13 protein-coding genes are annotated in these 12,259 nt (G+C 61.0%); 1 reads left to right on the top strand and 12 read right to left on the bottom strand.

Annotation, left to right across the window (positions count from 1 at the left end; genetic code table 11):
* Positions 1-168: 168 nt before the first annotated feature.
* The 10 genes from GNX95_RS33320 to GNX95_RS33275 all read right to left on the bottom strand — a co-directional run bounded on the left by GNX95_RS33320 (position 169) and on the right by GNX95_RS33275 (position 6,864).
* On the bottom strand, positions 169-996 hold the full coding sequence (locus tag GNX95_RS33320; protein ID WP_163511623.1) for a replication-relaxation family protein: 828 nt from the start codon (positions 994-996) through the stop codon (positions 169-171).
* Positions 997-1,123: 127 nt separating this feature from the next.
* Positions 1,124-3,421: a type IV secretory system conjugative DNA transfer family protein gene (locus tag GNX95_RS33315; RefSeq protein ID WP_163511622.1), complete on the bottom strand. Its 2,298-nt coding sequence runs from the start codon at positions 3,419-3,421 to the stop codon at positions 1,124-1,126.
* On the bottom strand, positions 3,418-3,579 hold the full coding sequence (locus tag GNX95_RS33310) for a hypothetical protein (RefSeq protein WP_163511621.1): 162 nt from the start codon (positions 3,577-3,579) through the stop codon (positions 3,418-3,420). The genes GNX95_RS33315 and GNX95_RS33310 overlap by 4 nt, the downstream gene beginning before the upstream one ends.
* A 143-nt stretch (positions 3,580-3,722) precedes the next feature.
* Positions 3,723-4,364, bottom strand: coding sequence for a hypothetical protein (locus tag GNX95_RS33305; RefSeq protein ID WP_222854103.1), 642 nt, complete (start codon positions 4,362-4,364; stop codon positions 3,723-3,725).
* Positions 4,351-4,539 (bottom strand): hypothetical protein, encoded by a 189-nt coding sequence (locus GNX95_RS33300; RefSeq protein WP_163511620.1) that lies wholly within the window; start codon positions 4,537-4,539, stop codon positions 4,351-4,353. Before GNX95_RS33300 ends, GNX95_RS33305 begins: the two co-directional genes overlap by 14 nt.
* Positions 4,540-4,541: 2 nt before the next feature.
* On the bottom strand, positions 4,542-4,787 hold the full coding sequence (locus GNX95_RS33295) for a hypothetical protein (protein ID WP_163511619.1): 246 nt from the start codon (positions 4,785-4,787) through the stop codon (positions 4,542-4,544).
* A gap of 79 nt (positions 4,788-4,866) precedes the next feature.
* Entirely contained in the window at positions 4,867-5,577 is a 711-nt protein-coding gene (locus tag GNX95_RS33290) for a hypothetical protein (protein ID WP_222854102.1), read from the bottom strand.
* Positions 5,574-5,810: a hypothetical protein gene (locus GNX95_RS33285; RefSeq protein ID WP_163511618.1), complete on the bottom strand. Its 237-nt coding sequence runs from the start codon at positions 5,808-5,810 to the stop codon at positions 5,574-5,576. Before GNX95_RS33285 ends, GNX95_RS33290 begins: the two co-directional genes overlap by 4 nt.
* Before the next feature lie 460 nt (positions 5,811-6,270).
* Positions 6,271-6,573 carry a hypothetical protein gene (locus GNX95_RS33280; RefSeq protein WP_163511617.1) on the bottom strand — a complete coding sequence of 101 codons (303 nt, stop codon included), beginning with the start codon at positions 6,571-6,573 and terminating at the stop codon, positions 6,271-6,273.
* Positions 6,574-6,576: 3 nt separating this feature from the next.
* On the bottom strand, positions 6,577-6,864 hold the full coding sequence (locus GNX95_RS33275) for a hypothetical protein (protein WP_163511616.1): 288 nt from the start codon (positions 6,862-6,864) through the stop codon (positions 6,577-6,579).
* A 321-nt stretch (positions 6,865-7,185) separates the two neighbouring features.
* Between GNX95_RS33275 and GNX95_RS33270 the strand changes: the two genes are divergently transcribed.
* Complete coding sequence (locus tag GNX95_RS33270) at positions 7,186-9,042, top strand: AAA family ATPase (protein WP_163511615.1); 1,857 nt, start codon at positions 7,186-7,188, stop codon at positions 9,040-9,042.
* Positions 9,043-9,770: 728 nt separating this feature from the next.
* On the opposite strand, the gene GNX95_RS33265 is transcribed toward GNX95_RS33270, so the two are convergent.
* Together GNX95_RS33265 and GNX95_RS33260 are read right to left on the bottom strand one after the other, a co-directional pair.
* Positions 9,771-10,262, bottom strand: a complete 492-nt coding sequence (locus GNX95_RS33265; protein WP_163511614.1) for a DUF3846 domain-containing protein — start codon at positions 10,260-10,262, stop codon at positions 9,771-9,773.
* A 239-nt stretch (positions 10,263-10,501) separates the two neighbouring features.
* Complete coding sequence (locus tag GNX95_RS33260; RefSeq protein WP_163511613.1) at positions 10,502-12,043, bottom strand: hypothetical protein; 1,542 nt, start codon at positions 12,041-12,043, stop codon at positions 10,502-10,504.
* Positions 12,044-12,259 lie beyond the last annotated feature (216 nt).

Genomic DNA, 12,259 nt, shown 5'->3' with positions numbered 1-12,259 from the left:
CGGAGGTAGGACACGTAGTCGTTGCCGGCGATGCGTTGGAACGCCTTCGATACCAAGGTTAGCCACCCCTTCTTTTTGTTGGAATGACGGGAAAATCACTTAATTCTATCCAATTTCTTTTACATATGCAGAAAATACAGCCGCGCGCCGATTGTCACACAGCCGCTACTAACCAGCGCCTTGCAATTCGCCGAGCACGAACGCCACAGCCTCTTGGGCTACCGTCACCACAAACAGCTCGTTGGCGGGCTCCGGTAGCCGGGCAATACGCGCCTGCACCGCCTGTCGCCGATGTTCATTCGGCACCGAGATCAGCACGCGCGGTATTGTGCCGCGCGGCCCGACGTTGCCGCGCCGGACAAAGTCGAGGTAGACCCGCAGCTTGCGCTCAATCGTCGGCAGGCTCTCGGTGGCGTTGTCCGCCTCAATCCACCGCAAGTGGTCATCTGTGCCGTCGCTGACAACCAGATAGGCATCCGGCTTAAGCCACCCACCCCGGCCGTCCGGCCACCACGCCGCCGGTTCCGCCTCGAACTCCCGCAGCAACAAGCCGTTGCTCGTACGCACGGCTTCGGTCAGTTCAACGAATAACTCCGAGATCGCGAGCGTGTGAGCGACGAACCGCTCGGTGGGCACGCCCGGCCGCCGGACAACGGCATCAAGCTGACCGAGGTTGGCGCGCTCAGCTAGCAGGCGTGCACCGGCCGTATCCGCGGCATACACCGAAACCGTCGAACCACGAGCCGCACCGCCAATGCGACGCGGCAACCGATACAGGACACGCCACCGCACCAACCGCGCCAACGTGCTGGAGCGTGTCACCGTACGCGAGCGGCCCGTCAAGTTGGTGAAGTGCAAGCGGTCAAGCTGCCAGCCAGATATCAGACCGAGGCGATTTACCGTTTCTACAAGTTGCCAGTCACGGTCGCTGAGACGCGCGCGGACCCAGGCGACATGCGCGTCACGCACGCGGGCCGGCTGGCCCCCGGCCGTCATACGGAGACTCCTGGAAGGACGGAGTATTTCGGCGTCGTTATTGGCGCGTTTGCCGAGGTGACGCACCGACCGAGTAAGCCGGCGAAGTCAACGTCGATGGCAAGACGGCGCCAGGATGAAAGCAGGCTCATGACGTCCCGCCGTCGCCGCTTGGCACCCGACCAAAGCCGGATGAGCCACCGGGACGCTGGCGAGGCCGACTGCGGGCATGCAGGTCAGCGTCGACGGCTGCACGGTCAGTGCCGTCGCGTTCGGCTAGCCACTGCCGCAGCTCGCGCGGGTCGCGGTTAGGCGGCGGGAGTGGGAAGGCTTTGGCCGTTACCGGTGGTCGGGTACTGCCGTTGACCGTTAAGCGGGCGACAAACTCGTAGGCCGGCAAGCCCATGAAGTCATCGGCCGTCAACAGCGGGCTGAAGCGCTTGGCCACAGTCTGGGCGTCGTCATAGTCGAGTTGATAAAACAACTGGCTCCGGGCCGTACCCAACACCGCGGCCCGAACCGGCTCCGGTAGCTGCTTTATGTACTGATTTGCCAGGGTAAGTCCGAGTCCAAGTCCACGCGCCATGCCGAGCATGTCCGTCAGATCGTCGCTGATGCGCACCACCTGTTGGAACTCGTCCAGGTACGCATTGACTGCGCTGCGCCGTTCGGTCGGCACGGCCGTACGCTGCAAGGTGGCAGCCCAGAGCGCGCCGACAGCCAAAGAGCCGAGCAAATTTGCGGCTTCTGTTCCTATTTGCCCAGACGACAACGGCACCAGCACGATGGCTCGCTTGGTGAAGATGTCCCGCAGCTGCAAACCGTCGCTTTGACCAAGAATGCCGCGCAAGCTGGCTCGATGGGTGACGGCACGCAGTTTATTTAGGACTGGACCAATAATCGCCAGCTGGTCGGCCTCGCTACGTACGTGATAATCCTGCCAATAGCGACGCCAGCGTTCGTCGAGGCGCGAGGAGCGCATGACATAGGTACGCAGTTCCGGCGAGGTCAGGAGTTCCGCGACCTCGGTCAGGGCGAAGTGTTGACCGTTCGGCGCGGGTACCTGCGTCAAGGAAATCAGGCTGGCACGGAGTAGATCATCCGTTCTTGGCCCCCAGAAATCCTTGTAAATGCTCTTAAAAATGTGCACAGTCTGTTCAGCCGCCAGCTCGCGGGCGTACTCACTGCCCGACAGGTGCAGCGGATTGAGGCCGAGCGGTCGGCTACTGACAGCGTCAAGGACTCGGACATCGCCAAGACGCTTTTCGGGCAGGCGAGCAAGGACGGCGTCAACCAAGTCGTCCTTCGGGTCCAGGACGAGCATTCCCTTGCCAGCAACGGCATCCTGCAACGCCAAGTTCGCCAGCAGGGTCGACTTGCCAGTCCCGGTCGGACCTACCAAATACAGGTGTTTAACGCGCTCTTTTGGGTGAATCGCCAGCAGCTGTTGCGTACCCGGATACGTCGTCTCCCCGATGACACACCCCGTCCGCGGCGTGTCCGGCGCTGGCGGTAGCTGCCGTGAGGTACCGAGCGATAGTCCCGGCAACGGCGTAGCCATCACGGGCAGTCCAAGCAGTCCCGCACCTTCCGCGCTGTTGACAAGCAACGGCCACCGCGACCAACCGGAGTACGACCGGGCGGCGAGTTGTCGGGCTACCCACGAACTCGGCAACATGCGCCGGCGCAGCCGCACGCCCTGAGCGTTCATGGTGTGGAATGTCGGCCAGATCTTGCCGAGCATTTGCTCGGCGATGTCGTCGTTCGGCGCCGTAACACCGAGCCGTCCGATAGCCCACAACAGCGGATGTGCCTGTTTCTTCCGTGCAGCTTGGACCGCTTCCGCGTCCTTGGGTACGGCGTTCTCCCAACCCCACGCCGGAGATTCCGTACGGCTGGCATGGGTTGTCGGCACTGGCGGCGGCGTACCGGCACTGACGAGCAACCACTGCATGCGGATCTCCGCACTGCCAGCCGGTTGCAACGCCGCGATGAAGGCGGCGCTAGCGGCTTCGGCCCGTTCCGCGGCCAGTGGCCGTGTCTGACTCGTCATGGTCAGCTCAGCGGCTAAGCGGTAGGTCGACTGCTTCGTTAAATAGTCCGGCAGCTCGGTGGCGCGGACGCCGGGCAGCGCGCCTTTGAGGCTGGCCAGCAAACGGTCCCGGCCGTCCTTCGGGACTAGGACGACGTAGGTAATGCCGCTCGCGTTGCTGGTGATTTCCAAAGCAACCGGTGGCGGCCGGAGCAGCGAGAGGCGCATCGGCTGCGTCTGCGCGGCAATGCTGGTCAACCAGCGGGCCACGTCCTCGGTCGACAGGGAAGCCGGCCAGTCGAGGCGATACGCAACAAGCGACCGTCGCCAGGTAGCAGCGTCACGCGCCCGGACGGCGTACACGATGCCGCCAAGGCCTGCAAGCGCCAGTAGCAGCAGGAAAATTACGCTCATGCCGCGTCCTCCTCGTCGAGGACGGACTGCAGGAGGTCTACGTCAGCAGCGGCTGCTGCTTCGTCTTGGCTGAACAACACCAGCGCCTGGGCCAGCAATGCCAAGTCGCGATCGGGACGGGGTTCGCCATAGACGTGTAGGTGATACTCGGATGGCATTAGCGCATTCCTTGGCTCCTTACGTTGGTGGATGGTCGAAGCGACAACTTCGGCCTGTTACTAAGCCAAAACCCGGCACGGCTGGCAAGCCGTGAAATTCACAGCGCCAGCCGTACCGGTGAAGCGTGCTGTACATTTCGCAGCTACGGCTGACGAGGCGGCGACCGCACCAACCGCAGCAGTTTGCCGGCCATCTCGTTGGAGACCGACATGCCGGCGCGCAGTTCGTCCCTCGTGATACGCCGGCCATGCTCGGCCTGGTGCATCGCCGCCAGCTCGCGCGCGGCTGCTACGAGCGCGATCGAGGGCACGGTCTCGTCGGGTGCCGACTTTTCAGCGGCCAGACCGTCCGGGACGGTCTTGTGCAAGGCGGCGATGAGCCTGGGGCCGACATCTGACCACCCCAGCAACAAAAGTGGGCAAATAGCGTCAAACATCGCGCGACCGTAGGCGCCGGCCAACATCGGTTCGGCGGTATTCAGCGCCAGCGTGGCCACGCCGCAGAACAGCAGCAGGCCACGTGGTCCCAACAACCGGGTCCGTACGCCTTTGGCGCGGAGATACTGCAGGGCTACCAGCAACCCGGCTACCGAGAGGTCGACCGCTGGCGCTACCAGCGGCGCGACCCAGCCGGGAACGCCGAGCTGGAGCGCCAAATGCCAGACATTCCCGAACCCGAAGCAGAACGTCAGCGTGGCGATAACCGCCGCTACGACGGTGACGGTCCAGCGGATGATGCCGGCCGCGGTATCCGTGAAGGCCGGCTGCGGCTCAGTCACCGTCACCGCGCCGCCACAACCACCCGATCACCAGGCGTCCGATGATGAGCAACAGCGCTCCGGCGATAAGCCAGGGCAGCAACGCCACGACGACGCGTACCGTCACCGCGAACACCAGGACGAGAAACAGCAAATACAGCAGATAGCCGAGCAGGCTCGGACGACGACGTCGACGGCTCATGACTACCACCGCCGCCCGAGGATGATCCAGACTATGGCGACGAGGATGGCCGCCGCCGCAATGGCCGGAATCGCTGGGCTGATAGCGGCCCACAGCATTCCCCAGCCCGCCGTCAAGCCGAGCATGAACCAGACCGGCAAGACTGGCTGCAAAATAGCGACGATGAGCTTGATAAACAGGCCGGCCAACAAGAGCACGCCGACTGCGGCGAGACTACGGCCGAGAATCGGCCCGATGGTTACCTTCACAGCACTGTCCTTCTCCTTCCAGATAGAGAGTGCGTAGGCAGTACGACCGTTCGGCGCGTACCGCCTACGCATTCAGACTTCAGTTGTTGTCGTGCTGGTCCAACCCCGCAGCCGCTGGAACGCTGATGCCAGCCGGCCCCGCCTTGATCCGGAGCGTGCTCAGGTCAGCGAAGGCCGCCGGCAGCAGGATTGCCTTCTGCCTTGGGAAGTACGCGCCTTGGCAGCCGTACACCATCGCGCAGCTTTGGCCGCGAGTCTCACTCGCCAAAGCTCGTCGAGCGAGTGGCGTGTACATCTGACTGTGCTTGACCCAGGCCGCTTCTTCGCCGGCTGGGTCGAACCCGCAGCCCGTGCCGGCATGACCGAAGGCATCATGGACGGCCCGGAACCGGTCGTTGTCCGCATTGCTGAACCACGGGTGTTCGTTGCCAGAGCCGCAAGTAGCGAAGACCCTGATGCGCCGATGCGATTGGAGGTCGTCAACGAGACCGTCGACATCGGCGTACGGATCAACGGAGCTGACACTGACATCCACCCCGAGGCCGCCCCGAGAAACAGGGCGGGTCAGGTAGTCAAACTGGCGGAGCGTCTCATTGCGGAACGCTTGGTAGGCCTGCTCAGCCGACTTTTCGCGCATCGGCGCGGCGAGATAGGCAGCTCCGATGCGGTGGCCAAGTCGGTCGTCGATGACCACTCGTTCATACGGAATGGTGTAGATAGGCAGGTCATGGGCCTGCTGGTAGACGAGACAACCACGGTGGAGAAATGACACCCGCTCCACGCCGCTCACTGCGTACGGCCGTCTTCCGCCTGCTCGGCAGTTTCAGATGCTTCGCTCGCCAGCAGCGGGTTCTCAGCGACTTGGTCCGCCTCCGCAATACGATGTGCCCGAGCATCGCGCCGCAGTTCTGCGGCGAACCGTTCTTCCAGATCACGGGCGCGCTCGGCTTGTGCCCGTCGCGCGGCCTTACCAAGCTTGCTTCGGCCTTTCCTCGGCACTCCGAGGTCCTTGGCTCCTTCCATGAAAAGGGATTCGAACCACCGACTGGTCGGCTGTCGCCGTCGTCGGGGCTTCTCTTAGAAGAGTCAGGAACGGAACGACCTTGGCCGCCCCATTCCTGACTCTCCATTCGTGGCCGTGACTCACCGTCTAGCGGCAGCGGCCACCTCGGTTGCGCCGGCTTGAGCCGAGCACATCGTTAGCGATCAAGATCCATTGATGCAGCCTTCCCACCCAGTAGGCGAGGAAGATGAGGCCGAGTGCCAGTAGCAGGTTCATTCGTCTCGTGGCTCCCGTCGCCACTGTTCGTGCAACTCATCGGCCAGGTTTTGCGTTTCTTCGGCTCGCCGCTCTTGTGCGCGATCTGCGGCCTTACCGACCCGTCGTTTCCTACCGTGGCGTCCCATTCATAGGTCCTCGGCTCCTTTCACAAGGGAGGGGTTGTCCGGTAGCCGTGGCTCCAACCATCGGACAAATGGCGATTTACTCGGGTCGCTCGTGCTCTACGAACGTCTCCCAAATTTCGTCTGCTTGACGGCGGCTGCGACGCGACGACTTGGTGGTGCCTCGTCGCAGGGCAGCTTCCATCAGGAGGAGACGCATTTGCTGGCCAAGCAAGGTGATCTGACGTTCGGCCTGTCGGGCGTGACGTCGCTGATCGAGCCGCTGCTGACGGCGAGCAGCCGACCAGCGCTCCGGTACGTATTCACTGAAGATGAGCAGGAAGAATGCGCCAAGCAACATTCCTCCGCCGAACACGCACACGTTGAACCAATAGGGCTGCATGGCCTACCGCCGCTGTTTACGGCTGAGGCCGGAGATGACGTTGCCCATCTCCATCGTGCCGGCCACCATGAGCATGGCGTACAGCTCGGCCCCGTCCGGCGCGAGCTGCTCGGCCTTCTGACGCAGCATGCTGGTCTGCAGGGTCTCGAACAGTGCGCGCCTGGTGACGCGGGCGATGCCTTCGACCTGCGCTTCGGCCAGCTCCGTGACGTGGTCGATGCCGAGCAGTTCAGCTTCTTGGCGCCGCTCCACGGCGGACATCCGCCGGTAGCGGCTAAGTTCTCCGGGCACAGGTGTGTGCTCCTTTCTGAAGCCCAAAGTCGTACATCGGGCTTCGTGTCGCTGTGGAGTTGATCAAGGAACGAGCCAGCGCGGGCTGTGTCACCAGCGTCGATCGCCGACATCAGCGACTCTAGAAAGGAACTCGGGAGCCAGTCATCTGACGAGCAAGGAGAAGAACCGGGCTTCTGTGGATACGAACCGGGTGTACCGTGTACGAACCGGGTGGCAAGAAGACAGGGACGAGCGACTGCGAGGCCCAAGTTGGCAGGTCCCAACGAGAACGATCCACTCGTTCAGCAGCTCACTCATGCAAGTGGTCGAAGGTTCGACATGTACGACGAAAACCGTGGAAGCTATCGGCCGCTGGACAACTCGAAGATTCAGGGTTTACTCGACATCGGACGCAGATACACCACAGACGCACCGAACATAAGGCGAGGAGATTGCCTCAAGCGGCTTATTGTCGCGGCGTGCGCAACGATTACGGAAGAAAACACGCGAAAACGCCTTGAAATCCTGTTCGGACTTCAGCGCGGACTTGAGCACTACACTGCGCGCGACTTAAGAACCAAAATACGCGAGACGTTCAGTGAGACCGATCTCGACCCCAAGACGACATATACACGAAATCGCGCCGCATTGGCTAGGTTGGCTCGCGCTATACGTGAATTAACTCACGACCAACGGCGTACGACATACATCAAGCGCGACCAATATCACGCCGAGTTCCGAGAAGTTCTCAATTCCGGCGCAAAGGTGATCGTATTGGTTGGCCCGCCCGGGATGGGAAAGACTAGTCTCGCAAAGGCCCTTGCTGCCGAGGTCCTTCCAGGCGATGCGAGCGAGGTCTTACTGAAGGTCAGTGGCGGCGCCTTAGTACCAAACCACTTGTATCGCGTGCTGAATCGATGGCTTAGTTACCAAGGAACTGCCGACGATAACCAACTGGCGCTCTTTGGCAGGTTGCTCAGCGATTCGCCGACCGCACCGTGTATTATCCTAGACAACCTTGAGAGTGCGGGAGAGCTACACAACTTGCTTCTTCACGAAAATCCATGTCCCATTGTTATAGCTACGTGCCGCACCAGAGGTAATTCACCGCCAGATTACTGCCATTTCATAAATGTCGGAAATATGCAGCCAGATGAGGCTGAAGCGCTCGCGCAGCAGAAGCTTCCTGGGATTGGCGAGCGAGACGCGGCGCTGCTGGCCGAAGGCTGCAGCGGCTATCCTCTCCTAATCCATCACGCCGCCAGACTGTATCGGCACTTGGCAAGAAACATGGCGTCATTCTGTAGAGATATTCGAGCAGACGCGGTCGGACTCGCTGAACGAATAATGTTACCAGAAGGTAGAACGCTGACCGTCGTTCTATCTTATGTGCTCGATGAAGTTCGCGGTCGAGACTCTCTGGCGTACGAATTGCTGGCATACTTGACCATAGCCTCTAAGGGACCACCAACCACGGCCCCGCCCATTCTTCAGGCCTACGCGAGAGAGCATCCCGCATATCGCGGTGCTCATTCATACGCTCAGGCCATGGAGTTATTGGACTCTTATGCTCTTATCGATCCTTTCTTTACTCGGTATCACTTCTCAAACTATGAAGGGCATCCTTATACAGGAGAATTGCTTTACGAGCTACTTAGCCCAGCCGCAGCACTGGTGCTCGACGGGATTGAACGGATGTACAGCGCGCTGCTGACGGAAGAACTGCGTCCGCTGGGCTCTCACGCAGAAGCCATCATGGTGCTTGCGATGGGCTACGAAAGGTTCGCCTCGAAACGCAGAAATCGACCGATAAAGCTAAGAGAGCCTGACCCCAAGCTCGAAGCAGCACTCATAAGGTCCAGAGAAGGAGGGACGGAGCTGTCCCGACTACTCTGGGATAAGGATATGGAGCGAGGCACAATAACTGCAGCCGTGGCTCGATACCGTTCATTCTTACCGCACATCTCCGAGATCGCTGGCAGCTCAAGGTTCGTGCTCGTCTTCAACTACGAGGACGGTCGGACAAATAATGAGGTGTGGATCAACGGCGAAATCGTTGCGGCATTTGACGACAAAATGACCACCTATGCCCTCAAAGAAGACCCTTCCGAACAAAAGTACCGTCAAGATATCGAAACCTTAAGAGCCGATGGCTTTGCAGTATTTGAAACCACCATTGAGATAGTCAAAACTTAGTCATTGGGCTCGCCACGGATACGGATGATGCTGCATCCTGCGAGGGTCGAGGCCGCCTCGATTCAATCGATCGTTCACGTATCTAACGAGGCAATATATCGTTTCGGATGCTGCAACTCCCGTCCCGCCTCGACCAATCCATGCGTATCTCGACATACCAGTACGCGCCAAACGCTCATACACACTCTCTAGTTCAACCGTTCCTGTCGATTCGTCGTACCGTAAATCAGGCTTAGGGTCGCGCTCACGATTTGGATTAGATCCCGTCTCCATGATGGCAGTCCAGACGCTCGCCAAGCGACCTCCGCTGGTATTTACTTGACATCGACCCCACTCCAGCAGGTCTTCTTTTGCAATCCATGTACAAGACTCACCGCCTGCTTCTTTGACTCGTGAGCTCTCGGGTAATTCACAGTCTTCAACTACGCGCATTTCCGCCCCGAACGCAAGAGCTACCTGCCCGAGCATCTCGAGTTGACTAGAAGTCAGAGCATTGATACTGTCCCCAGTAAATAGAAGGGTCCGCGATCCAGATTCTTGGAATTGCTCATCAGACTTTGATTCAAGATTGTGGTTCATTAGCACATACCGTTAACTGAAATATTAAAGCATACATTGCGTAACAAATCAAATTCTTGAGTTACAAGGCCGCAGGTTAATTCCACAGCATCGACCTACTGTAGTAAGACCCCGATCAACGCTGGCTGCTGTTGACCGGGGCGAAGCCGTTAGGGTGCCGCAACCACCCGCACATTAGCTACCAGCGTCCACCACTGCGCCAGATCAACCGCGCGTACGTACGCACTGAACCAGTCATCGAAGACCACCCGGTTGTGATACCAGGCGTCCTCGCCGTGCACTTGCACCTCGACCCGATACCGGCCGCCGTTGAACAACAGCCTGACGTACTCCTCCGGCACGTTCGTGTCGTCACAGTGCTGGTCTGGTGGCCCCACCAGCAGCGCATCGCCACAGATCGGGTCCCGGCCGCAGAACGCACCGTTGTGTACCCACAGCAGGACAGTTGCCCGCTGGTTGAGCGGTTGGTAGTTCCGTTTGCCGTCCTCATTGACGTACAACGAAGCGCTTGGCCGTTCCAGCGTCACGACTTGCAGATTGCCCTCGACCGCAGCCCGGTATGTCTCAACGTCTCCGGAGACAATCCGTTGCTTGCGCAGAGGCTGTTCGTCGTCCGCCGGTAGGTAGATTGCGGTGATCACCGACCACACACCTAACGAGACCGCTATTCACGTCGCCTGATGGGCGGTCCTTCACCACCAGGCCGCCACGCACATAGCGCGCAACGGCCTGATCATGAATATTCAGGGCAGAGACACGAAAACAGCGGCCGGAGAGCACACAGCCGCCTCTTCAGTATAGCGAATCCGAGCATGGAAGCCTGACGCAATTTACAGGCATTGCCGTGGTTCCATCGGTGCTCCGTCGCCGTACGCTGACCTCAAGTCTGTGCGCTGATGCGTACGGCACGCGGAATATCTCGGTACCAGCGCGCGGCACGCCTACTTTCAGCCGGTGCCTCCGCAGCGGCCAGCCGATGCAGCGCCTGCTCATCGCCCGCCACGCCAATGCTGTAGCCAAGATCCCCAATGATGGTCGCCACACTCGACGCGCGCTGCCGCTGCCACTGCGCAAGGTAGAAGTCGAGAAGTGTCCCGATAGCCGACCCCGGGGCGCCTTGCACGACGTGGCCGATACGCAGGGCCGCCGCCTCCTTCACGGACAACGGCACATCGCGTCGGGTCAAAAGCTCGATTAGCACAGAGCCATCCGCCGGCCCACCGACGAGGCAGAACAGATTCACCAGCGCGATCGCCGTGCCGACAGTGGCGGTGAGCCGCGATGCACGAAGTTCATTACCGACAGCCCTGGCCAGCGGGTGTCGGTAGGGCGATGCCCTGAGCAGGAGTGCGGCGTACAGCTGCGTGTCAGCGCTCGGGCTGTAGAGACCTTCATGCAGGAGCGTCGGCAGGAGTGCATCGCGTGTGGCGGCCTCGCCGAGCCGTTCGTCGCCAGCGAGCTTGAGCACCAACCTCGCTACGACCGCATCAGCCGCAGGTGCCTGATCAAGATTGTGCGCTGCGCTGGTCCGATCCGGCTGGACCTGCTGCAGCAAATGGCGAGCAAAGTCGCCGTGTGCGTCTCCGCAGGTGGTCGAGGTGGCCAGGTCGCGCAGTAGACGCTCCAGCACCGCTCGGTCGGCCGGTGCGAAGTGCCCAAGCCGCAGCTTGCGCTCGCTGCCGAGCAGGGCGCCATAGCGAGCGCGGTCGTTGACGGCGTTGGCAATCTGGCGGACCAGCTCGTGGCCGGCCGCCGGATGGGGACTAGCGTCCAGGACGGACAGCGTGTCGATGAACACCTGGTTGGTCGGATCTCGTCCCAGCTGTGCGCAGGCGTCTACGGCCGCGGCTTGAGCAATGGGGTGGGCCAACAGTCGACTGAACGCCTCGTAGCGCTGCGTCCAGGCGCGTCCCGTAGCGATGACGAGCTCGGCCAAGAGCCGTTCCGCGATCGCGCTCCAGACGCCGTTACTACGCAGTATCACCGTGCCGGGGTTGCTGGCCAGAAAGGCTGACAGGCTGTCCCAGCTATCACCGGAAACAGGATCATCGCCGTACACGCGGTCGACGATGACCGCGAGGCGTTCATGGTCAGCCGGCTGCTCGACCACGACGCGGCGCTCCAGCCGCGGCATGGCCACGATCGACGGAGCCAGGTAGCGGTTGACGGCGTCAATGACGCTGACCAGCTGATTGGACTCCAACCGCAGCAGTTCTTCGTAGCGGCGGACGGCCAGGTACGGTACGCGAATAGCACCTGTTTCCCAGCGCGAGACCTTGTAGCTATCCGCGCCGGCTTGCCAGCAACCACCGGGAAAGTCGGCGATAAAGCGCGTCGCCTGCCGGTATGACGGATTCACACCAGCCATCCGGTTGATGCGGAGCAGCCAGCCGGCTAAGGCATCCTCCGAACCGGCGGCCAAGGCATGGCTCGCCCGGCCGATCTCAGTTGGTCGTCCCTGGCGAGACGAGGATTTCTTAGCTGGTGCCATGTGGCGGTCATCCCCGTGACTTCTTGCACGCAGCGGCGGCGAATGCAAGCAGTACACCACGGCCGGCTACAGGTTCATATCGTCTTTTTGGCGGGCGACAGCAAGGTCACCCGTGAAAATCTCTCATTCCTTACAGCAAGGAGGAAA

The sequence above is a fragment of the Fodinicola acaciae genome (genome assembly GCF_010993745.1).
In the GTDB taxonomy this organism is placed as follows: domain Bacteria; phylum Actinomycetota; class Actinomycetes; order Mycobacteriales; family HKI-0501; genus Fodinicola; species Fodinicola acaciae.
Note: the sequence above shows the minus strand (reverse complement) of the source record. Positions and strands in the feature narration are given on the sequence as shown.